19 protein-coding genes are annotated in these 22,256 nt (G+C 68.4%); 5 read left to right on the plus strand and 14 right to left on the minus strand.

Annotated features, from left to right (window positions below; all coding sequences use genetic code 11):
• Positions 1-48 precede the first annotated feature (48 nt).
• Together CAL26_RS00415 and CAL26_RS00420 are read left to right on the plus strand one after the other, a co-directional pair.
• Positions 49-2,139 carry a metallophosphoesterase gene (locus CAL26_RS00415; RefSeq protein WP_179283192.1) on the plus strand — a complete coding sequence of 697 codons (2,091 nt, stop codon included), beginning with the start codon at positions 49-51 and terminating at the stop codon, positions 2,137-2,139.
• A 24-nt stretch (positions 2,140-2,163) separates the two neighbouring features.
• On the plus strand, positions 2,164-3,129 hold the full coding sequence (locus tag CAL26_RS00420; protein WP_094845002.1) for a tripartite tricarboxylate transporter substrate binding protein: 966 nt from the start codon (positions 2,164-2,166) through the stop codon (positions 3,127-3,129).
• A gap of 71 nt (positions 3,130-3,200) precedes the next feature.
• Here the strand turns inward: CAL26_RS00420 and CAL26_RS00425 are convergent, their stop codons facing one another.
• The 7 genes from CAL26_RS00425 to CAL26_RS00455 are packed head-to-tail and all read right to left on the minus strand — an operon-like array spanning position 3,201 to position 9,260.
• Positions 3,201-3,968 (minus strand): SDR family oxidoreductase, encoded by a 768-nt coding sequence (locus CAL26_RS00425; RefSeq protein ID WP_094845003.1) that lies wholly within the window; start codon positions 3,966-3,968, stop codon positions 3,201-3,203.
• A 52-nt stretch (positions 3,969-4,020) separates the two neighbouring features.
• Positions 4,021-4,755, minus strand: a complete 735-nt coding sequence (locus CAL26_RS00430) for a sulfite exporter TauE/SafE family protein (protein ID WP_094845004.1) — start codon at positions 4,753-4,755, stop codon at positions 4,021-4,023.
• Entirely contained in the window at positions 4,752-6,257 is a 1,506-nt protein-coding gene (gene pdxR, locus CAL26_RS00435; RefSeq protein ID WP_218831486.1) for a MocR-like pyridoxine biosynthesis transcription factor PdxR, read from the minus strand. The genes CAL26_RS00430 and pdxR (CAL26_RS00435) overlap by 4 nt, the downstream gene beginning before the upstream one ends.
• Positions 6,254-7,027, minus strand: a complete 774-nt coding sequence (locus CAL26_RS00440) for an amino acid ABC transporter ATP-binding protein (RefSeq protein ID WP_094845005.1) — start codon at positions 7,025-7,027, stop codon at positions 6,254-6,256. The genes pdxR (CAL26_RS00435) and CAL26_RS00440 overlap by 4 nt, the downstream gene beginning before the upstream one ends.
• Positions 7,020-7,685, minus strand: coding sequence for an amino acid ABC transporter permease (locus CAL26_RS00445; protein ID WP_094845006.1), 666 nt, complete (start codon positions 7,683-7,685; stop codon positions 7,020-7,022). The genes CAL26_RS00440 and CAL26_RS00445 overlap by 8 nt, the downstream gene beginning before the upstream one ends.
• Positions 7,686-7,693: 8 nt before the next feature.
• Positions 7,694-8,335, minus strand: coding sequence for an amino acid ABC transporter permease (locus CAL26_RS00450; protein ID WP_094845007.1), 642 nt, complete (start codon positions 8,333-8,335; stop codon positions 7,694-7,696).
• 16 nt (positions 8,336-8,351) lie between these two features.
• On the minus strand, positions 8,352-9,260 hold the full coding sequence (locus CAL26_RS00455) for a transporter substrate-binding domain-containing protein (protein ID WP_094845008.1): 909 nt from the start codon (positions 9,258-9,260) through the stop codon (positions 8,352-8,354).
• 207 nt (positions 9,261-9,467) lie between these two features.
• On the opposite strand from CAL26_RS00455, the gene pdxR (CAL26_RS00460) reads away from it, so the two are divergent.
• Complete coding sequence (gene pdxR, locus CAL26_RS00460; RefSeq protein ID WP_094845009.1) at positions 9,468-10,961, plus strand: MocR-like pyridoxine biosynthesis transcription factor PdxR; 1,494 nt, start codon at positions 9,468-9,470, stop codon at positions 10,959-10,961.
• A 15-nt stretch (positions 10,962-10,976) separates the two neighbouring features.
• Here the strand turns inward: pdxR (CAL26_RS00460) and CAL26_RS00465 are convergent, their stop codons facing one another.
• From CAL26_RS00465 to CAL26_RS00495, 7 genes are all read right to left on the minus strand, one after another.
• Positions 10,977-12,584 (minus strand): gamma-glutamyltransferase family protein, encoded by a 1,608-nt coding sequence (locus CAL26_RS00465; RefSeq protein ID WP_094845010.1) that lies wholly within the window; start codon positions 12,582-12,584, stop codon positions 10,977-10,979.
• 69 nt (positions 12,585-12,653) lie between these two features.
• Positions 12,654-13,664 (minus strand): Bug family tripartite tricarboxylate transporter substrate binding protein, encoded by a 1,011-nt coding sequence (locus CAL26_RS00470; protein WP_256987830.1) that lies wholly within the window; start codon positions 13,662-13,664, stop codon positions 12,654-12,656.
• A gap of 155 nt (positions 13,665-13,819) precedes the next feature.
• Positions 13,820-14,821 (minus strand): isopenicillin N synthase family dioxygenase, encoded by a 1,002-nt coding sequence (locus CAL26_RS00475; RefSeq protein ID WP_094845011.1) that lies wholly within the window; start codon positions 14,819-14,821, stop codon positions 13,820-13,822.
• 49 nt (positions 14,822-14,870) lie between these two features.
• Complete coding sequence (locus CAL26_RS00480) at positions 14,871-15,611, minus strand: SDR family oxidoreductase (protein WP_094845012.1); 741 nt, start codon at positions 15,609-15,611, stop codon at positions 14,871-14,873.
• Positions 15,612-15,630: 19 nt separating this feature from the next.
• Positions 15,631-18,132 carry a branched-chain amino acid ABC transporter ATP-binding protein/permease gene (locus CAL26_RS00485; RefSeq protein ID WP_094845013.1) on the minus strand — a complete coding sequence of 834 codons (2,502 nt, stop codon included), beginning with the start codon at positions 18,130-18,132 and terminating at the stop codon, positions 15,631-15,633.
• A complete protein-coding gene (locus tag CAL26_RS00490; protein ID WP_094845014.1) occupies positions 18,129-19,007 on the minus strand; it encodes a branched-chain amino acid ABC transporter permease in 879 nt (292 codons plus the stop codon). The genes CAL26_RS00485 and CAL26_RS00490 overlap by 4 nt, the downstream gene beginning before the upstream one ends.
• A 28-nt stretch (positions 19,008-19,035) precedes the next feature.
• Positions 19,036-20,223 (minus strand): ABC transporter substrate-binding protein, encoded by a 1,188-nt coding sequence (locus tag CAL26_RS00495; RefSeq protein WP_094845015.1) that lies wholly within the window; start codon positions 20,221-20,223, stop codon positions 19,036-19,038.
• 357 nt (positions 20,224-20,580) lie between these two features.
• Between CAL26_RS00495 and CAL26_RS00500 the strand changes: the two genes are divergently transcribed.
• Together CAL26_RS00500 and CAL26_RS00505 are read left to right on the plus strand one after the other, a co-directional pair.
• Complete coding sequence (locus CAL26_RS00500) at positions 20,581-21,480, plus strand: polysaccharide deacetylase family protein (protein WP_094845016.1); 900 nt, start codon at positions 20,581-20,583, stop codon at positions 21,478-21,480.
• Positions 21,477-22,256 carry a GntR family transcriptional regulator gene (locus CAL26_RS00505; protein WP_094845017.1) on the plus strand — a complete coding sequence of 260 codons (780 nt, stop codon included), beginning with the start codon at positions 21,477-21,479 and terminating at the stop codon, positions 22,254-22,256. Before CAL26_RS00500 ends, CAL26_RS00505 begins: the two co-directional genes overlap by 4 nt.

Consider the following 22,256-nt stretch of genomic DNA (forward strand, 5'->3'; position numbering starts at 1 on the left):
CGCGGCGGCCTGTTTTTCGCGACGCGCCTGCCCGGCGCGATGGAATCCATGAAGACCACACTCGCACACGCCGGCGACCGGCTGTTCCGATTCATCGTTATCTCCGATACGCATATCAACCAGGCCGAGGACAAGGCGGCAGCCTTCTTTCCCTTGAACCGGTTGGCGAACGGCCGGGCGCGCATCGCATTCGCCGCGGCGCGGCGCTATCGGCCCGAATTCGTCCTGCACGTCGGCGACATCGTGCATCCGATGCCGTCGCACCCGGGCTTCGATCAGGCCTGCGCCAACTACCGCGAACTGGAAAGCGCGTTCGACTGTCCCGTCTACCTGACGCCAGGCAATCACGACATCGGCGACAAGCCCTGGCCGATGGCGCCGGTGGCGCAGATCAACCCGAAGTACATGGCGAAGTACGAGGCGCAGTTCGGACGGCAGTGGTACACGTGGCAGCACGGGGACTGCGACTTCTTCGTCCTGAACACCTCGCTGCTGAACGCCGGGCTGCCGCAGGAGCAGGAGCAGGCCGCCTGGTTCGAGCAGGCCCTGGCGGCCGCGCCCGACCGCAAGTTTCTTTCCCTGCACTATCCGCCGCACGTGCGGGACGCGCACGAGCCCAGCCACTACGACAATCTCGACGAGCCGGCCCGCTCCTGGTTGCTGTCCCTGATCGAGCGCCACGGCATCGAGGCGGTTTTCTGCGGCCACGTGCACAACCTCTGGTACAACCAGCACGGCGACACCGAGTTCTATCTGCTGCCGTCCACCGCCTTCGTTCGGCAGGACTACTCGGAGCTGCAACGCGTCACCCCGCCGGGCGCGGAAGGCGGCCGCCAGGACGTGGACAAGCTGGGCTATTTCGTCGTCGACGTTTTCGAGCGGGGCCACGTCGCGCGCTTCGTGCGCCTGCCCGCGCAGGCGCCGGACGAGGGCGTGTCGCTGGCGGATACCTTGTCGGACCGGACGCCGCTGCACATCAAGACCGCGCCGGCGCGGGGACTGGCGGTGGATCCGGGCTATCCCTGGGCGGAAGATGTCGCCGTGCCGGCCAGCGGCGCGCTCGATGCCTTCGACCACAAGATCGTGCGTAACGACTATCCGCTGTTCGCGCTGTGCGATATGGGCATCGGCACCTTGCGGATCCCGCTGTCGGACCTGATGCGCGACACGGTGCGCGCCCGCTTTCTCGAACTTGCCCGTATCGGCCTGCGCGCGCACCTGGTGCTGACCGCGATTCCGAGCAGCGCGCAGCACGAGCTGTTGCGTACGCTGGGCGAGGCGGTCACCGTACTGGAGTTTGTCGTGGCGCCCGCGCGCTTGCGCGACCTGGCGCCAGACCTGGCCGGCCTGGCGGCGGCGCTGCCGCACGCGCGCTTGCTGATCAGCAAGCTGCGCAGTCCCGCCGATGCCGCGGTCGACGGACTGCAGTACGGTCACCTGATCTTCCACGGATGGATCGCCGCCGAATGCGAGGAAGCCGCCGTCCTGCTGCGGGAATGCCTGCCGACGGATACGCAGGCCGGCCTCATGTTCAGGGCGCGGATGAGCGAATCGCCGCTGCAGCTGGCAGAGACGCTGGACGGCTTTACCGCGCGCACCGGCATCGCCTGCGGCATGCTGGCGCGCCTGAGTACGGACAATCCCGCGCTGGCGCAGGAGGACGACGCCGCGGCCTGCCGCCAGGCGCTGGAAGCCGCCGTCGCGAAGCGGCGCCATCCCGAACTGCAGGTCGCCATCGAAGGCCTGGTGGATTTCGATCGCGGTTACTTCCTGCGCCGGGGGTTGATCGACCGTTCCTTCAACCCGCGGCTCGCGGGGGCCGCGCTCAAGCACCTGTGCGCGCTGCTGGAAAGTTTGGACGGCGGGATAGACGCGGCGCGCGCCGCGTCCGCCGGCGATGGCGTAAGCCATATCGAGTTTCATACCAAGGATGTCCGCTGGACCATATTGATCGGACGTCCCGGCTGCGCCGCCTGGCGGCAGGCCGCCACAACAACATGGTCGGGAGGCAGTCACTGCTGGTCGTTGCCAGACGGGGAACCGGTGCGGGATCCGGAGGCGTGTGATCGCTTTCCACAGGAAGCGATGGCATTGCTGTTCGCCACACCCGACAACGTCGCCGTGGCGGACAGCGCATGAAAATTCAAGTCGGGATCGATACTCATGAAACTCCGTACCCTTCTTTGCACGTTGCCGATGCTGCTGTGCGCCTTCGACAATGCCTACGCGGACAACTATCCGGACAAGCCGATCAAGATCGTGGTCCCATGGGCGCCGGGCGGCGCCGCGGACTTCCTGGCGCGTACGGTGGCCAGCCGGCTGACCACGCGGCTGTCCGTTCCGGTGCTCGTGGAAAACCGTGCGGGCGCGGCCACCAATATCGGCACCCAGGCCGTGGCCACGGCGCCGGGCGACGGCTATACGCTGCTGATGGCCAGCAGCAATAACTGCGTCAATGTGTCGCTGTACGACAATCTTCCCTTCGACTTCGCCAAGGATTTCAAGCCGATCACCAACGTGGGGCTGGCACCCAACGTGCTGGTGGTCCATCCTTCGGTGCCGGCCAGCGACGTGACGGGGCTGATCGACCTGGCCAGACACGAGCCCGGCAGGCTGACGTACGGATCGTCGGGCAACGGCAGCGCGTCGCATCTGGCGGCGGAGATGTTCAAGCAGCAGGCGAAGCTGGATATTCTCGGGATACCCTACAAGGGCGCGGCGCCGGCCGTGGCCGACCTCATGGGCGGGCAGGTGCAGATGATGTTCACGGTCATTCCGCCCACGCTGGGTCCGATACGCGGCGGCAAGCTGAAGCTGCTGGCGGTCGCGTCCGAGAAGCGCTTGCCGTTGTTTCCCGACGTTCCCACCGTGTCGGAGAGCGGATTGCCGGGATTCGAAGCGAGCATCTGGTACGGGCTGGTCGCGCCGGCCAGCACGCCCGACGCTATCGTGGCGAAGCTGCAGCAGAATGTCGCGGCCATCTTGGCCGAGCCGGAGGTCGCCGACAAGCTGCAGCAATCCGGAACGATACCGGTGGGCGATACGTCGGCGCACTTCGCGCAGACCATCGCGCAGGATACCGCGGCCTACGCCAAGGTCATCAAGGTCGCAGGCATCCGCGCCGATTGAGCGACGCACGGCTCGCGCCGCGACGGTGACCGGAGCGGCCTGGCCGCCCGATCACCGTTGCTGGAGTGCCGTCACTCGCGGCGTATCGCGAAGTTGCTCCAGGCCTGGGTCACCGGCATGATTTCCAGGCTATTGATGTTGATATGTGCCGGCTGGTTCAGCACCCAGTACACCGTATCGGCGATATCCTCGGGCTGCAGCGGCTGCGCGCCTCGGTAGACGGCGTCGTACTTGTCGCGGTCGCCCGCGAAGCGCACCAGCGAGAATTCGCTTTCGCTCATGCCGGGTTCGATATTCGTCACCCGCACGCCGGTGCCGAGCAGGTCGCAGCGCAGGTTGAGCGAGAACTGCCGCACGAAGGCCTTGCTGGCGCCGTATACATGACTGCCCGGATAGGGCCAGTTGCCCGCGACGGAACCCAGGTTGACGATGCCCGCGCCGGCGCCGTATTCAATCAGGCGCGGCAACAGCAGGCGCGTGGCATACAGCAGGCCCTTGATGTTCGTGTCGACCATCGTTTCCCAGTCGTCCAGCGAGCACGCCTGCGCCGGCGTGGTGCCCAGCGCCAGCCCCGCGTTGTTCACCAGCGCGCGCACGCGTCCGAACGTGGCCGGCAAGGCGGCCACCGCGGCCTCCATGCCGGGTCGGTCTCGTATGTCCAGGACGAGCGGATGCAGCCGTGGTCCCACCTCGTCCGCCAGCGCGTCGAGCCGGTCGGCGCGGCGGCCGGCGGCGATCACATTCCAGCCGCGGCCGGCGAAGCACCGCGCGGTCGCGGCGCCGAAGCCTGACGTGGCGCCCGTGATGAATACGGTATCCGCCGGGTTGTCGTGTTCCATGCAGGTTTCCTTTTCGTCGACGATGATTATTTCAAGGATAGGCGGCTACCGCCTACGCGGCCAGCGTGCCATAGAGTCCCAGCAGCGCCAGCACCAGCAGCAGCCACTGCGCGAGCGTGACGGCGCGTGACGCGGGGACGCGGGTGAACAGCTTTTCGCCTATCCACAAGCCTATGAACGCGCACGGCAGCAGGGCTGCGACGCGCAACGGGGTTTCAGGGCCCAGGTGGCCCGTGGCCGCCAGGGCGGCCACGCTGACCAGATCGACGGCCCCGAAGAACAGCACCAGCGTCGCCCGCATGCGATCGGGGCGCGTGCCGGCGTGGGTCAGCCAGGCGCCGACCAACGGACCGCCCACCGAGAATGCCGCCAGCAGCGCGCCCGTGGCCCCGCCGACGAGCCAGGCCGACAACGGGCCGTCGCCGACGGGCAGGCGCCACCGGGCCAGGCCGATCAGGGCCAGCGCGCCGATCAGCAGATAGACGCCGAGCGCCATCGCCTGGCCGTCGATGCGCGTCAGGCCCAGCAGCCCGATGGGCACGCCGCACAGCGCGGCCAGCAGCAGGGGCCGCGTCACGCCCCAATCGACGTGGCGCCAGCAGCCAGGCAGCAGCGCCGCGCTGGCGCAGATGTCCAGGCATAGCACCACGGGCACGGCTTCGCGCACCGGCAGCAGGAAGGCCAGCGCAACGACGGCCAATGCCGCGAAGCCGAACCCGGTCAGGCCGCGCACGATGCCGGCGACCAGCACGATGACGCTGGCCGCGCCCAGCAGGGAAGCGGTCATCCGGCCTGTTCCATCTCGTTCCAGGCCTGGGCCAGGGCATGGATGCCGCCGACGATGTCGTCATGAGGCATCGCGGCATAGCCCAGGCGGAAGAATTCGCTCGGCCGCGGGTCGCGCAGGAAATGGATATGCCCAGGCTCGATCAATACGCCGCGCCGCGCGGCCAGCCGCTGCAGCGCCCATGCGTCGAAGCCCTGCGGGCCGCGCAGCCACAGCGCGGAGCCGCCCGACGTTCCGCTGGCGGTCGCGGCCGGCAGGAGCGTGGTGACCGCCTGGCTGATGGTTCGCCACTTGCGCGCCAGCGACGCGCTCAGGCGCCGGGCGTGGGCATCGAAATAACCCAGGCTCAGGAACAAGGCCAGCGTGCGTTGGTTGTTCGACGGCGGATGCCGGTACTGGTAGCGGCGCAGTGCGCGCAGTTCGCGTATCAGCTCGGCATCGGCGACGACGAAACCCAGCCGCACGCCGGGCAGCAGGCTCTTGGTCAGGCTGCCCAGGTAGATGACCCGGCCGGAATGGTCCAGGCTCTTGAGCGCGGGATGGTTGCGCCCCAGGATGTTCTGTTCGCTTTCGTAGTCGTCCTCGATGACCAGGAAATCGTCGCGCGACGCGCGTTGCAGCAGGTCGATGCGCCGGTACAGCGGCATGGTCACGCCCGTGGGAGACTGATGGCTCGGGGTGCAGAACACGATCTCGCAGCCCTTCAGGCGATCGTCCACCACCAGCCCCTGCGCGTCGACGTCCAGCGGGCGCGGCGCGCATCCGGCCAGGGTGAAGATATTGCGGGCGTCCACGTAGCCCGGTTCTTCCATGCCGACCGGCATTCCCTTGCGGGCCAGCAACTGCGCCAGCATGGATAGCGAGTTCTGCGTGCCGATGGTCACCAGCAATTGATCGGGGCCGGCCTTGATGCCGCGCCGCGGCAGGATGCGCTGCGTGATCTGTTCGACCAACAGGGGATCGTCCTGCGCCACCTGGTCGTCGAGCCACACGCGGGCGTGCGGCCCCGTGGCCGCCAGCCGGGCGCACTCGCGCCAGCGTGCCGCGGTCACTTCGTCGTACTCCACCTGACCGTAGACGAAGGGATAACGGTAATCACGCCAGTTGCGGGGCTTGACGATCGCGTGCAGGCGCGAGGGATGCTGGGCCAGGCGGGCCTCCCAGTCCGGCGGCTCGCCGCCGGAACCGAACAGGCGTCGCGGATCGGGTTCGAGGCCGGCATGCGGCCTTTCGCCCAGGCGGCCCGGATCGATGTAGAAGCCGCGCCGGCTGGACGCCGCCAGGTAGCCTTCCTGCGCGAGTTTCTCGTAGACCAGCACGACGGTGTTGCGCGAGACGCCCAGCTCCTGGCTGAGCCGGCGGCTGGACGGCATGGGCTCATGCGCGGGAAAGCAGCCATCGAAAATCGCGTCCAGCAGTCTTTCGCGCAGCTGTTCCTGCAGGCCGCGCGCCGCGTCGAACGGGCAGCGCAAGCCCCCGTCGATCGCCAGTTCAGCCATCATGGCGCGCCCGCCTTGTCCAGCTCGAGGAAGCGGCGCACGCGTTCGCTCGCCGGCCGGGTGAAGAAGCTTTCGGGATCGCCTTTTTCGATGATCTTGCCTTGCTCCAGGAATACCACCTGATCCGATACCGCGCGGGCGAAATCCATCTCGTGCGTGACCACCATCATCGTGTATCCCTCCGTCGACAGTTCCCGCATGACGTTGAGCACTTCGCCGACACGCTCGGGATCCAGCGCCGACGTCGGTTCGTCGAACAGCAGGACCTCCGGCTCGATGGCCAGCACGCGCGCGATCGCCACGCGCTGCTTCTGTCCGCCGGACAGGGTGTGCGGATACTGGCCGGCCTTTTCCGCCATGCCGACCTTCGCCAGCAAGGCCAGCGCGCGTTCGCGCGCGATCGTTTTGGGGACGCCCTGGACGTGCACCGGCACTTCCATCACGTTGTGCAGCACCGTCAGATGCGGCCACAGGTTGAAGCTCTGGAACACCATGCCGGTGCGGGCGCGCATGGCGGCGAGTTCGCGCGCGCGCAGCGGCCGCCCGGTGGCGTCGTCGACGCCCATGCGGGCGCCGGCGATGCGTATTTCGCCGCGATCGGGCTGCTCCAGCCAGTTCACGCAACGCAGCAGGGTGGACTTGCCGGAACCGGACGAGCCCAGGATGCTGACGACTTCGCCTTTGCGCACCGTCAGCTCGATGTCGCGCAGGACTTCGTAGCCGTCGAAGCTCTTGGACAGATTGCGTATGGATACCGCGGGGATTTCACTCATGTTCGAATCCTCGGCGCAAACCGTGGCGGCGCATGGCGCGGACCAGTGTCTCGATCGCGATGGCGAGCAGCCAATACAGGCCGACGGCCACGATGAACGATTCTACCGGGATGAAGTAGCGCGCCTGCACGGAGTTGGCGGCGGCGGTCAGTTCCGGCACGGTGATGATGCTGAGGAACGAGGTGTCCTTCAGGCACAGGATGAGCTGGTTGCCCAGCACGCCGCGCGTGCGCATCACCAGTTGCGGCAGGACGATGCGCAGGAAGGCCTTGCCGCGCCGGTAGCCGTGCGCATACGCGGCCTCCAGCGAGCCCGGCGGCATGATGATCCGCGACCCGCGCAGGATTTCGGCGATGTAGGCGCCGTGATAAAGCGCCAGCGCGATCAGGCCGGCATCCCAGGCGCGCAGGCGCGGCCCCAGCGTCGGCAGCCCGTAGTAAAGCAGATAGACGAAGATCAGGAAGGGCAGCATGCGCAGCCCGTTGATCAGCGCGCGCAGCACGCGGCGCCAGGCCCGGTCAGGCCCGTCCAGCAGGAATACCAGCGCGCAGCCGATCACGAAGGCGATGGCCGCTGCTACCGCGGCCAGCAGCAAGGTGTTGCCGAAGCCGGCCAGGAAGACGTCGCGCGCGTCCCATATCGTTTGCCATGGATGCATGCGGCCTCCTACATCGCCAGCCGCGCCGCGCGGCGCTCGGCCACCGCCTGCAGCCTCACGAGCAAGGCGATCAGCAGCATGTACAGCACGCCCGCGGCAAGGATGGGCGGCAGCGGTTCATAGGTGACCGCCGCGATGCGGTTGGTGACGCGGCTCAAGTCGACGAGTCCGATGATGGCGACGGCCGGGCTGCTCTTCACCAGTGAGGACATCTCGTTCACCAGTCCCGGCATGCTGCCCACCACCATCTGCGGGAGCATGATGCGGCGGAACATCCTGGCCGGCGTCATGCCGCAGGCCAGCGCGGCTTCGCGCTGCTCGCGCGAAAAGCTGGCGAAAGCGGAGCGCCAGATTTCCGCGTTGAACGCCGATGTGTTGATGGTCAGCGCGACGATGGCCGCCGTTTCGCGATTCATGCCGATACCCAGCGACGGCACGCCCAGGAAGATGAAGAGGGCCAGCGTCACGAGCGGCGTGGCGCGCGCCAGGCTGATCCAGATCGCCAGCACCTGGTCCAGGATGGGGATGCGGGCCATGCGCAGCAGCGCCAGCCCGAGTCCGAGCACCACGCCTATCGCGATGGATACGGAGGAGACCCAGGCGGTGACCCAGGCACCCTCCAGCAGCATGCGCCAAGCTTGCGCGTCCATGTCGCGTCCCGCCCGCTTATTCCATGCCCGCCAGCTTGTGGAACTGGTCGACGCTGGTGATGGGCACGGTCGGCAGATCGGGGAAAGACTCGCCGAACCATTTCTTCTGCAACTCGGCCAGGCGGCCGCTCTGGCGTTCGTGGTCCATGAAACCGGTCATGAACTTGAGCAGTGCCGGGTTGCCCTTGGGAATGGGCCAGGCGGCGAAGCCGTTGCCGGAGACCGCGACGCCCTTGGCGAAGACCTTCGGACGCGCCTTGACGAGGTCGTTGACCGATATGACCGCGTTGACGACGTAGTCCAGCCTGCCGTTCGCCAGATCGGCATAGGCCTCCGGATACGACTGGTACTGGACGACTTCACCCAGCTTGCCGCCCGACTTGGCCAGCATCTTCTCCAGCTCGGGCAGTCGCGCCAGCAACGCGCTGCCTGCCTGCACGCCCACGGTCTTGCCGCTCAGCGTGGGGATGTCACCCAGGCGGCCGTCGCCGGCCCGCTTGACGTAGTAGTGCTGCGCGGAGGCGAACGGCGGCGTGAAGTCGAAGGTCTTCAGGCGATCGTCCGTGACCAGGGCGCCGGTGAACGCGACGTCGTACTGGCCCGCCGAGACCGCGGCCAGCAGGCCGGTCCACGGCAGGATGTCCTGCTGCACCTTGAATTTCGCGTACTTGCGCAGGTCCTCGAGCATATCGGCGTGGAAGCCGGTGGGCTTGCCGTCGACGATGTAGTTGAAGGGCGCGTAGTCGTCCTCGGTGGCGACTTTCATCGTGCCGCGCTTTTCGATTTCCGCCAGGTCGGCGGCCTGCACCGTCAGCGACGCGGCCAGCAGGCAGGCCGCGACCGCGAAGAATGTCCTGCCCGTCGAGCGGCGGCCCGTGCCGCTCACGGTGGCGGCCGTAGCCGCCGCGTCTGTCTTGATACGCATGAAACTCCCCTTGTCGTCGTTGGATCGTCCGTGCCTGGCGAGTTCGCGGCGTGGTGTGGACGCGCCGCCGGCAGGACCATCTTAGGGGCAGGGATGGGCCGGTCCATAGGACAGATCGGCACAATCGGCTGGCCAGTTGCCCCGGCGGCCAGAATTGGCGCGGATATTGCTTGATGCACCGTGTGTCACGCACCCGCGGAGGTGCCCATGGGCGCCCGTTACTTTCATCTGGAGCTTCAGCACGCGCGCGGCTTGCAGGACCAACTGCGCGAGGCGCTGGTCGCCGCCATCCTGGACGGCGTCTTCCCGAGCGACGCGCCCTTGCCCTCCTGCCGTGACCTGGGCCGCCAGATAGGCATGTCTCGCAATACGGTGGCGCTGGTGTACGACAGCCTGGTGGAAAAGGGCTTCCTGCAAAGCCGGCCCCGTAGCGGCTACTACCTGCACCCTGACTATCGGGCGGAAGGCGCCTTGGCGTGCGAAACGCGTCCGGCGCAGGCGCCCGCCGCACCAGATTGCGGCGATACCGGCGATCATGCACCGTCGTGGGGCCGGCGGCTGCGGCTCGCTTCGCAGGTGCGCCAGGGCGTTCTGCGGCCCAGCAACTGGCGCGACTATGTTTATCCCTTCGCCTACGGGCAAGCCGATACCCAGCGGTTCCCGATCGCCGCGTGGCGGCGCGCCAGCCGCGATATCCTGGGCGCCGCGCATCGTTCCGCCTGGCTCAACGACGCCGTCGACCAGGACGATCCGGAGCTGATCGCGCAACTGCGCACGCGCGTGCTGCCGAGACGCGGCATCCACGCCGCGCCCGGGGAAATCCTGGTGACGCTGGGATCGCAGAACGCGCTGTACCTGCTGGCCACGCTGCTGCTGGGGCCGGATGTGCGCGTCGGTATCGAGAACCCGGGGTTCCGCGACGCATGGAATGTGTTCGAGATCCAGGACGCTGAGGTCTCCCTGCATGCGGTGGACGACCAGGGTATCGTGCTCGACGACGATCTGGCGCGCTGCGACTACATCTACGTCACGCCCAGCCACCAGGTGCCGACCGGCGTCACCATGAGCGCCGCGCGGCGCGATGCGTTGTGGCGCCAGGCGATGCGCCACGACCAGGTGCTGATCGAGGACGACTACGAAGCGGACCTGGACCTGACGAGACATCCGCCGCCCGCCCTGAAGGCCAGCGACCGCCACGGGCGCGTGATCTACCTGAGCAGCTTTTCCAAGAGCCTGGCGCCCGGATTGCGGCTGGGCTATATGGTGGCCGACGAGGAGCTGATCGGCGAGCTGCGCGCGCTGCGGCGGCTGATCTGCCGGCATGTGCCGCTGAACAACCAGCGCCTGCTGGCGCGGTTCCTGGCGCATGGCGACTACGACGCGCACCTGCGGCGCTACCGTGGCGAACATGCCCGCAAGCACGAGCGCCTGTGCGCGGCCATCGATCGCCATCTGCCGGATTGCCGCTATAACGAGGCGAACGGCGCCGGGGCGCTATGGCTGGACGCCCCCGCTGCCACCAGCACGCAGAAGCTGGCATGGGCGGCGGCGCGGCGCAGCGTGCTGATCGAACCGGGCTTCCCGAATTTTTTCGACGCCGAGCCGCCCGATCGTCACTTTCGCCTGGGCTTTACCGCCATCGGCGCGGAGCGTATCGAGCCGGGGATCGCCTTGCTGGCGGAGACCCTGGCGCGGATATGAGCGGCGCGCGGGGTATTACCACCCCACCGCGTACCCGTCCTTGCGATGGTCCGACGCCGCGAGGTAGCCGCCGCTCTCCAGCCGCAGCGCCATCTGCGCGCAGCCGAATTCCGTGTCGAAGCGCGGCGATTGGGTGATGTCGTGGCCCAGGTCCTTCAGCCCCTGCAGGGTCTCGGCGGGCGTGTTCCATTCCATCGCCACGCCGCGGTTGTCGTCCTTGACGCGGAAGCGCGGCGCGTCGCTGGCGGCCTGCGGGTTCTGGCCGTAGTCGGCCAGGCGGCAGAGCACCTGGGCGTGTCCCTGCGCCTGCATGGAGCCGCCCATCAGGCCCAGGGTCATCAGCGGTTGGTCGCCGCGCATGACGAAGCCGGGAATGATGGTGTGGAAGGGACGCTTGCCGGGCCCGACCTGGTTGGGATGGCCGGCGCGCGTGCTGAAGCCCCAGCCGCGGTTGTGCAGGGCGATGCCCGTGCCGGGCACCACGACGCCGGAGCCGAAGCCCTTGAAATTCGATTGGATGAACGACACCATCATGCCGTTGCGGTCGGCGGCGGTCAGGTAGACGGTGCCGCCGCCATGCGGGTTGCCGTGGCCGGGATAGGAGGCACGGCGCGGGTCGATGGCGCGGGCGCGCTGCGCCAGGTAATCGCGATCGAGCAGGTGCGCGGCGGTGACCTCCGTCATGGACGCGGGGTCGCCCACGTGGGCGTACATATCCGCGAATGCCAGCTTGATGGCTTCCAGCTGCAGGTGCACGCTGGCGGCGGAATCCACCGGCAGCGAACCCAGGTCCAGGGTGTCGAGCATGCCGAGCGCCATCAGCGCGCCTATGCCCTGGCCGTTGGGGCCGATTTCCACGAGCTCGACGTCGCGGTACTTCATGCGAATGGGTTCGACCCAATCGGCGCGATGGGCCGCGAGATCGGCTTCGGTGATGCTGCCGCCGGTGTTGCGGGCGTGCGCGGCGATCGCCGCCGCCAGTTCGCCGCGATAGAAGGCTTCACCCTTGGTACGGGCGATTTTCTCCAGCGTTTCCGCCTGTCCGGGGCAGGAGAAGCGTTCGCCCGGCAACGGCGCGCGGCCATGCGGCGCGAAGGATTCGGCATAGCCGGGCTGGGAGATCAGCCCCGGCACCTGCGCCTGCCATTGCCGCTGCACGGTGGGCGAGACCAGGTAGCCGTCGCGCGCCAGGCGGATGGCCGGCTCGAACAGGTCTTCGAAGGGCAGCGCACCGAAGCGCTCGCTGGCGGCGCGCCAGGCCGATACCGTGCCCGGCACGGTGACCGCGTCCCAGCCGCGGAAAGGCATGCTGTCCAGATGCGCGAACCGGTCCGGCGTCCACGCGGCCGGCGCGCGGCCGCTGGCGTTCAGGCCGTGCAGTGCCTTGCCGTCCCAGATGATGGCGAAGGCGTCGCCGCCGATGCCGTTCATGCAGGGTTCGACGACGGTCAGGGCGATCGCCGTCGCCAGCGCGGCGTCCATGGCATTGCCGCCACGCATCAGCATGCTCAGGCCGGCGCTGGCCGCCAGGGGCTGCGAGGTGCTGACGACGTTTTCCGCCAGGACCGGCATGCGCTGCGAGGTGTAGGGAAAGGACCAGAACTCGGGGCCGAACGTCGTCATCGGGAAGCGCCTGCTGTTTGGGAAGGAAGCCATGCTTATAGCGCCGATCCGCCCGCGCGCATAGCCGCGTCACTGGATGGAGATGTTCGCTTCCTTGACCACGTCCGCCCAGGTCTTGTGCTCCTTGGCGACCGCGTCGGCGAACGGCGCGGCGGGCGTGTAGACCAGTTCGGCGCCCTGCGCCACCATGGCGGCCTTCAGTTCCGGCATGGCCAGCACTTTCTGCAGCGCCTGCCCGAAGGTGTCGATGGCCGCCTGGGGGGTGCCCTTGGGCGCGACGAAGCCGAAGAAGTTGTCGGCCTGCACGCCGGCGATGCCGGCTTCCTTCATGGTGGGTACGTCGGGCAGCAGGCCCACGCGCGAGCCGGAGGCGACCGCCAGGACCTTCAGCTTCTTGGCCTGGATCAGCGGCATGGACCCGGGGATGCTGTCGAACATGAAGCTGGACGAACCGGAGGCCAGCTCCGGCAGGGCCTGGCCGCTGCCCTTGTAGGGGATGTGCGTGACCTTGACGCCGGTCTTCAGTGCGAACAATTCGGCTTCCAGGTGCGACAGCGTGCCGGTGCCCTGGGAGGCGAAGTTGTATTGACCGGGCTTGGCCTTCAGGTAGGACACCAGTTCGCCCACATTGTTCACGGGCAAGGTTTCGGGCACGACCAGGATGTGCGGCACGATGCCGACGCCGGCGATGGGCTTGAAGTCCTTGTTCAGGTCGGCCGGCCAGTTCGGGTATAGCGCGGCGGCGACCGCCACGTTGGTCACGGCGGCGAAGTACAGCGTATAGCCGTCGGCGGGCGCCTTGGCGGCGGCCTGGATACCGATGGCGCCGCCGGCGCCGGGCCGGTTTTCGACGATGACCGATTGCTTGAGCTCGGCGGACAGCTTCTGGCCGATGGCCCGCGCCAGCACATCCGTGGCCCCGGCCGGCGGGAAGGAGATGATGACCTGGATGGCGTGGTCGGGGTAGGCGGCGCGCGCGGCGCCGATGTGCGCGGCGAGCAGGCCCAGCGTCAGGGCCAGCATGCCCAGCAGGCGGTAGGCCAGCTGCCGGGGCGAGGGTGCGGATGTCGATTTATGCATGCGTGGGTCTTTCCAGATAGGGCGCGTCCGCCGCCGGCGGACGCAATGGGGGGCACGGCGACGTGCGAAAAAACGGCATCCAGGCATAAGCAATACCCATGCCATTTTTCTCGGGCGCGTGGCGGCGCCCGGGCGTGCCGCGCGTCGGCGCCCGCTTACATCGTGGCGTTCTGCGTCGCCACGAACATGGCGCGCAGATGTTCGCCGGACGTCGTGGGCGGATACTTGGCCGGCACGTCGGGCCGCGCGCAGGTCGGCAGGCATTCGATGCGCGCGTCGTAATTGGGATTGTGGAAGAACACGATCGACTGGCGGCGGCTTTCCGCCTTGGCGTCGAGCGGCGGATTGACCACGCGGTGCAGGGTCGACACCCAGCGGTCGTTGGTCCAGCGCGCCATCAGGTCGCCGATATTGATGATGAAGCAGTCCGGCACGATGGGCACGTCCACCCACTGGCCTTCCGCATTGAACACCTGCAGGCCGCCGGGACGGTCTTCGGTGGCCAGGATGGTCAGGCTGCCGTAGTCGGAGTGCGCGCCGGCGCGGATCTGGCCGGGCTGCGGCGGCGTGTCCTGCGCGGGATAGTTGCGCAGCCGCAGGCGGCTGATGTGGCGGTCGACCTTGTCGTCGAAGTAATGCTCGTCCAGCTCCAGCGCCATCGCGAAGATCCGCATGAGCGTGCGCGCCAGGTCGCCCATGGCGCGGTAGTACTCGGTCCAGGTCGCGCGCAAGTCGGCGGGTTCGTCGGGCCAGATGTTGGGCGCGAAATGCTTGCCGGCGGCGGGCGCGTGCGCGTAGCCGGCGTCGGGCATGTCGACCGGGCCGATCATCAGGCTTTCGTTGAGATCGCCGGCCTTGGCGCTGGCGTCGCGCGAACGGCCCACCGATTCGTCTTCCATGCCGATGTAGCCGCGCGCGACGTCCATGCCGGGACGCACGACCTCCATCTTGCGGGCCAGCGGCAGGTCGAAGAAGCGCCGCGACACGTCGCGCATGCGGTCCATCAATCCGGCATCGATGCCGTGGCCGGAGATGATCAGGAAACCGATGTCGCGGCAGGCCTGGTCGACGGACCGGGCGATGGCCTGCTTGTCGGCGTCGCTGCCGGACGCGAAACGGGAAATGTCGATGACGGGGACGTGCAGAAGCTTCTTCATGGGAGACGGCTCCAGGGGATGTAGGGTCCGGGCAGGGAGGGCGACGGTTTCAAGCGATGGCATCGCCGCAGTCCACCAGCAGCGTCGAGCCCGTGATGGCGGGATTGCCCGCCACGGCCAGGATGGCGCGCGCCACCGCGTCGGGCTGGGCCACGTGTCCGAGCGGGACGTGGGCGGCATAGGATTCGAACTTGCGCCGGCGTTGCGCCTCGTCGAGCTTGTTCCACAGGGGCGTGTCGGTGACGCTGGGCGAGATCGCGTTGACGCGTATCGGCGCCATTTCCAGCGCCAGGCCACGCATCAGGCCTTCCAGCGCGGCGTTGATGGCGCCCTGCAGCACGGCATTGCGATCGGGGCGCACGCTGAAGACGCCCGATACCAGGGTCAGCGAACCGCCGCGGCGGATGCGGCAGGCGCGCGCGGCGTGGTAGGCGCTCCAGAATTTGCTGCGCATCGCCTCGTAGGCGTCGTCCAGCGGCAGGCCGGCCGCGCCACCCGTATCGCCGGTATCGCGGACAGGCCCGGTGCGCGTCTGCGATCCGCAGACCACCACGTGGTCCCAGTCGTCGTGGCTGGCAAAGAACCGCGCCACCGCCGCCGCATCGGTCAGGTCCAGCGCGGCGCTTTCCGCGATGGCCGGATGCTGGGTCCGCGCGTCCGCCAATTTGTCGGCCGAGCGGCCGGCGATCAGGACGTGGGCATCCGCGGCCGCCGCCAGCATGGCGGTGGCCAGGCCGATGCCGGTGCTGCCGCCGAGTACGGCGATACGCTTGCCTCGCAGGTCGTTCATGTGGCGTGGTCCTCGTGGTTCAGTTGGCGGCGGCGCCCAGGTAGGCGCGCGCGAGCATCTCGTTGGCCGCGATGTCCGCGGCGCTGCCCTGAGCCACGATGCGACCGCCTTCCATGACATAGGCGCGGTCGGCCAGCGACAGGGCCAGGCCGGCCATCTGGTCCACCAGCAGCAGCGTCATGCGTTCGCGTCGCAGCGCGTCCAGGGAGTCGAACAGTTCGGCGATGATCTTGGGCGCCAGGCCCAGCGACGGCTCGTCCAGCAGCAGCAGGCGCGGCCGCGCCATCAGGCCGCGCGCCAGCGCCAGCATCTGCTGTTCGCCGCCGGACAGCAGGCCGGCGCGTTGCCCCAGCCGTTCGCGCAGGCGCGGGAAGCGGTCCAGCATTTCCTGCACGCGCGCTTCGCTGTCGCGCGGATGCAGGAAGGCGCCCAGCCGTATGTTGTCCAGCACGGACAGGTCCGGAAAGACCTGCCGGCCCTCCGGCACCAGCACGACGCCCAGCTTGACGATCGCTTCGGCGTCCAGCGTGTTCAGCGGCCGCCCCTCGAAATGCAGGCCGCCCGCGCTGGCGCGATGCAGGCCGGCCAGCGTGCGCATCAAGGTGGATTTGCCGGCGCCGTTGGCGCCCAGCAGCGCCACCATCTCGCCTTCGCGGACCTGCAGGTCGATGCCGTGCAGCACGGGATCCGCGCCGTAGCCCGCGACCAGTTCGCCGATGCCCAATACCTCATGGCCGCCGATGCGCGGCGACGTGTCGGCCGTCGACGAGGCGGCGCCGGCCTGCTGCGCCTGCTCGCCCAGATAGGCCTGGCGCACCGCCGGGTCGGCCTGGATCTGCGCGGGCGTGCCCAGCGCCAGGCGGCGGCCGGCATCCAGCACCACGATGCGATCGGAAATGCCCATCACCAGCGCCATGTCGTGCTCGACCACCACGACGCTGGGACCCGCATCCGCGATGCGCCGCAGCAGCGCGGCCAGGTCTTCCTTGTCTTCGCGGCTGAGGCCGGCGGCCGGTTCGTCCAGCAGCAGCACGTCGGGATCCATCGCCAGGGCGCGGGCGATTTCCACCAGGCGCCGATCCACGTGGGCCAGGCCGGCGGCGGGCGCGTCCGGATCGCCGCGATAACCGCAGAACGCCAGCAGCGCGCGGGCCTGGCGGCGCCGCGCGGCGTCGGCATGCGCGCCGCCGGACAGCAGGCCGCCGAGCCGGCCGCGCGCCATCGCCAGCGTCACGTTGCGCAGCACGCTCAGGCTGCCGAACAGCTGCGATGTCTGGTAGGTGCGGGACACGCCGCGGCGGGCGATGCGGAACGCGGGCAGGCCCTGGAGTTCGCTGCCGTCCAGCGTGATGCGGCCGGTGCTGGGCACATAGAAGCCGCTCAGCATGTTCAGCGCGGTGGTCTTGCCGGCGCCGTTGGGACCGATCAGCGACGTCACCTGGGCGGGCGCCACGTCCACGTCCAGCCCGCTGACCGCCCGCACGCCGCCGAAGGTCATACCCAGGGCTTGCGCGCGCAGGACGCGGCGCGGACGTGCCCGCAGGAGCGGCGCGCCGCCGGCGTCGTCCGCGGTGTCGCCGTCGTCGGCATGCGCGTGACGGCGCGGGCGCAGCCAGCGGCCCGCCAGGCCGGCGATGCCTTCCGGCGCCAGCCACAGGACGACCAGCAGCAGGGCGCCGAAGAACAGCAGGCGATACGACTCCAGCGACGCCAGCAGTTCCGGCAGGATGCCGACGATGATGGCCCCGGCGATGGGGCCGGCCACCGTGCCGGCGCCGCCGATGACGACCACCAGCACGAACAGGATGGATTGCATGAAGCTGAAGGTGTCCGGCGTGACGAAGCCCGACAACGGCGCGAACAGGCCGCCCGCCAGGCCGGCCAGCGCGGCGGACACCGCGAAGGCCACGGTCTTGATGACCAGCGGGTTCAGCCCGATCGATTCGGCGGCGGTCTCGCTGTCCATGATGGCCCGCATGGCGGCGCCCCAGCTGCCGCCCGCCAGGGTCGCGTAGGCGCCCAGCAGCAGCAGCACCGCGACGATGGCCACCATCGCCACCGACTGCTCCGGCGCGAAGCCGCCCAGCACCAGCGGCGGTATGCCCATGATGCCGTTCTGGCCGCCCGTGATTGCCGGCATTTCGACAATCGCGTGCTGCACGATGAAGCTGAAGGCGATGGTGATCATCGCCAGGTAAGGGCCTTTCACGCGCAGCGCCGGCAGCGCCAGCAGCGCGCCCGCGGCGGCGGACAGCAGCGCGCCGGCGATCCACGCGGGCCAGAAGCTCCAGCCGGCCTGCGTGGTCAGTACCGCGACGGTGTACGCGCCCAGCGCATAGAAACCGACGTGGCCGAAGGACACCTGGCCGGTCAGGCCCAGCAGCACGTTCAGGCCGATGCCGACGATGGCGATCAGCGCGACGTTGGCCAGGACGAACACGTAGTAGCTGTTCAGCGTGGCGGCAAGCACCAGGCAGAGCACCGTGAGCAGCACGGCGCCGGGAATGGCGGCGCGCTTCATACCTTGCGCACTCCCGCCTGCCCGAGCAGGCCGTCGGGCCGCATCGCCAGCAGGATGATGACCAGGCCGAAGGTAATGATCTGGGTGTAGCCGGACCCGATGTAGGTGACGATCAGCGCTTCGGCCACGCCGAACAGCAGGCCCGCCACCATGACGCCCCAGGCGCTGCCGATGCCGCCCAGTATGGCGACGGCGAATGCCTTGATGCCGAACAGCGTGCCCATTTCCGCGCTGACGTTGAACAGCGGCGCGATCAGGATGCCGGCGATGCCGGCGAAGCAGGTCGAGAGCGCGAAGGACGCGGTGATCGTGCGGCGGATGGGAATGCCCATCAGGCGCGCGGCATCGCGGTTCTGCGCCACCGCGAGTACCGCCTTGCCCCAGCGTGTGCGGCGAGACACCAGGTGCAGCGCGGCCGCCATGGCCAGGCCGATGGCCGGAATGACGAGGTGCAGCGCATAGACCCCCAGCCCGATGCCGCCCAGCTCGATCTGCCGGCCCACCAGGGGCGAAGGCAGGCTGCGCGGTTCCTTGCCGAAGGTATGCATGACCAGGTTGTCGAGCACGATGCCCAGCGCCACCGTGGACATCAGCCAGGCGTTGGAGCCCCTGCTGGCGAACGGCCGCACGGCCAGCGCTTCCACCGCCATGCCGTACGCGGCGCAGATCGCCAGCGCCAGCAGCACGGCCAGCCACATCGGCAGGCCGGCGGATTGCGAGAAGGCGAAGCACAGCACCGCCCCCAGCATCACCGAGCTGCCCTGCGCGAAATTCACCGTGCCCGATACCGCGTAGGTCATGGTGAAGCCCAGCGCCACCACGCCGTACATGCTGCCCAGGCTCAGGCCGGTGATGAGCGCCGATATCAGCTGCATCGCGGGTTCCGTCTCGGCGTCGTATCGATCAGGGCTTCATGCCGACCGGCACGATGCGGTTGTCGATGAACTGCGCCCAGACGTAGTCGTTTTCCGACAGGGCGTCGTGCTGCGTGGGGCTGAAGGGATGGGAGTAGGTCTTGATCAGGCCTTGATAGGTATCGATGGCGTAATAACCCTTGCGGATGGCGTCGCCGTCGGTGGAGCCGGCCTTGGCGATCGCCAGCGCGGTCAGGCGCATGCCGTCGTAGGCATTGGCCACGCCCACCGCCGGCGTGATGTCGCCGGGCTGCTTGATGTCGGGATACTTGGCCTTCAGTTCCTTGACGACCTGGTCGCCGACCGGCGACAGCTTGCCGTAGAAGCTGTAGGTCTGCACGAAATGGACGTTGCTGGCATTGGGGCCGCCCAGTTCGGTGAAGCGGCCGCCCGCCACCCCCCAGTGCGAGACCACCGGCACTTTCCAGCCCATGCGGTCCATGGACTTGACCACCTGCGCGGCTGGGCCGACGTTGGCGACCAGCACGATGGTGTCGGCGCCGGCGGCCTTCAGGCGCGTGAGCTGGGGCACGATGTCGACGTCGGTGGCCTCGAATTTCTCGCTGCTGGCCGGCTCCATGCCTTTTTCCTTGAGCGCCGCGACCAGGCCTTTCTGGTTCGATTCGCCCCAGGGGTTGTTGATCATGAGCAGGCCGAACTTCGTGGTCTTGAAGGTCTTCTGCGCGTAGGCCACCATGCCCTTGTCGACCAGTTCGTCGACCGCGGACACGCGGAACACGTAGTTGGGATCGGCGCCGTTGCGGGTGATGGCGGTGCCCGCCGCCCACGGGTTCATGAAGGGCACCTTGGCCTGGTTGGCCAGCGGGGCGATGGCCAGGGCCACGGGCGTATCGATACCGCCGAAGAACACGGCGACTTTCTCGCGATAGATCAATTCACGCGCCGCGGTGACGCCCTTGGCGGGATTGGATTCGTCGTCGCGCCGCACCAGCACCAGCTGGCGGCCGCCCAGCAGGCCGCCCTGCGCATTGATTTCGTCGATGGCGGTCTGCAGGCCGCGGGTGATGGCTTCGCCCGACAACGCGGACTGGCCCGACAGCGCGGCCACCAGGCCGATCTTGATGGGTTCGGCGGCGCGGGTGGCGGGCAGCCATCCCAGGCCCAGCATGAGGGCGGCGGTGGCGGTGGTGAACGTACGGCGGGATGAGCGGATCATGGTTTCCCCTGGGGCTGCGTTGGCACGTGGCGTGGCTGGCGTGTGCAGGATCAATGCAACATCCATGCCAACATTGCCGCGCTGTCGTCCCGGCGACACGTTCTAATTTTTGTTGGCGATCGCTATTAATTTTTGTCGGCAAAAAATCAGCGATTGGAGATAATGTCGCAGCGTGCCGCGACGGCCAGCGCCGCCGGTTTTTTACCGGGTTCGGACCAGCGCGGTGCGTCAATCCGGTGCGAAAAATGGCGCGTTTCGTGCATGGCGCACCGACGTGTCGCATTGTCCGGGGTATGGCGCACCCTCAGGCGTACGCGCACCCGTACCCGCATCGCCCGCAAGTTAAAGGTTCCTACGATGACGACGGCTTCCCGCTTCGAAAAACTGGCCACGCATGACCGCTTCGATTATTCGCCCATCCACCAGCGGGCGGACTACGCCTGGCCGGACGGCGCGCGCCTGGCGGTGTACCTGGGTTTCAATATCGAACACTTCGCCTTCGGCGAAGGCCTGGGCGCCCGGCTGGGCGCCGCGCTGGCCGAGCCGGATGTCCTGAATTACTCGTGGCGCGAGTACGGCAACCGCGTGGGCGCCTGGCGCTGCCTGGAGCTGTTCGAGGAACTCGGCTTTCCCGCCGGCATCATCGCCAACACGTCCGTGTTCGATCATTGCGCGGGACTGATAGACGCCTGCGTGCGCCGCGGCGACGAGCTGATCGGCCACGGCCATACCAACTCGGACCACCAGGGCAAGCTGCCGGAGGACGAAGAACGCGCGTTGCTGGCGCATTGCCGCGATCGCATCGCCGCGCTGGGCGGCCGCGCGGACGGCTGGCTGTCGCCATGGATCGCGGAATCGCGCGTCACCACCGATCTGCTGGCGGAAACGGGCTACCGCTATACCCTGAACTGGGCGCACGACGACCAGCCCGTGCGCATGCGCACGCGCGGCGGCCAACCGTTCTGGTCCATCCCGTATCCGCAGGAATTGAACGACATCCCGATGATCATCGCGCGGCAGATGGATGCCAAGGACTTCGCCCAGATCATCATCGACAATTTCGACGAGATGCGGCGACAGTCGCGCCGGCAGCCGCTGGTCATGGGCATCGCGCTGCATCCCTATCTGGTGGGCCAGCCCTATCGGCTGCTGCATCTGCGCAGGGCGCTGGCGCACATCGCCCGCGCGCGCGACGATGGCGATATCTGGATCACGACGCCGGGCGCTATCTGCCGCCACGTCGATGCGCTCCCATGACCACCGCGACCAAGAAATCCTCCGCGACTACCCGCCCCAGGGGCCGGCCGAAAGTCCGGCCCGAACGCCTGGTCGCCGCGAAATCCGCCGCCAGGCGGGCGGCCGCTGGCGGCGATGGCGAAGAACGCATCTACCAGGCCGTGCTGCAAAGCGTGCTGGGGCAGCGACTGAAACCCGGCACCAAGCTGCCGGAAGCCGCGTTGTGCGAGCTGTTCGGCGTGGGACGTTCGCTGGTGCAGCGGGTGCTGCAGCGGCTGGCGCGGGATCACGTCGTCGAACTGCGGCCCAACCGCGGCGCGGTGGTGGCCCTGCCCACGCCGGAAGAAGTGGGCAAGCTGTTCGAAGCCCGGCGCGCCCTGGAGGCGGCCATCGTCCCGCTGGTCGCCCGCCATGCCACGCGCGCCGACTACGCGATGCTGCGGCGCCATCTGCGGCAGGAACACCAGGCCCTGCACCGCAGCGGCCAGGCGCAGTGGGCGCTGCTGGCCAGCGCCTTCCATACCAAGCTGGCCGAGCTGTCGCGCAACCCCTTGCTGCAACGCTATCTGCTGGAAACGGTATCGCGCTGCGCGCTGGTGGTGGCCGTGTACCAGCCGCCCGGCAACGCCACCTGCGAGCACGACGAGCACGAGCACGTGGTGAACCTGATCGAAGCCGGCGAAGTCGCCGCGGCGGTGCGCGCGATGGACCAGCATCTACGCGACCTGGAAGCGCACATCAACATCGTGCAGGAAACCGGGTCCAGCAGCCTGGCCGACATGCTCGGGCTGGGCTGA

The sequence above is a fragment of the Bordetella genomosp. 9 genome (assembly GCF_002261425.1).
In the GTDB taxonomy this organism is placed as follows: Bacteria; Pseudomonadota; Gammaproteobacteria; order Burkholderiales; family Burkholderiaceae_B; genus Bordetella_C.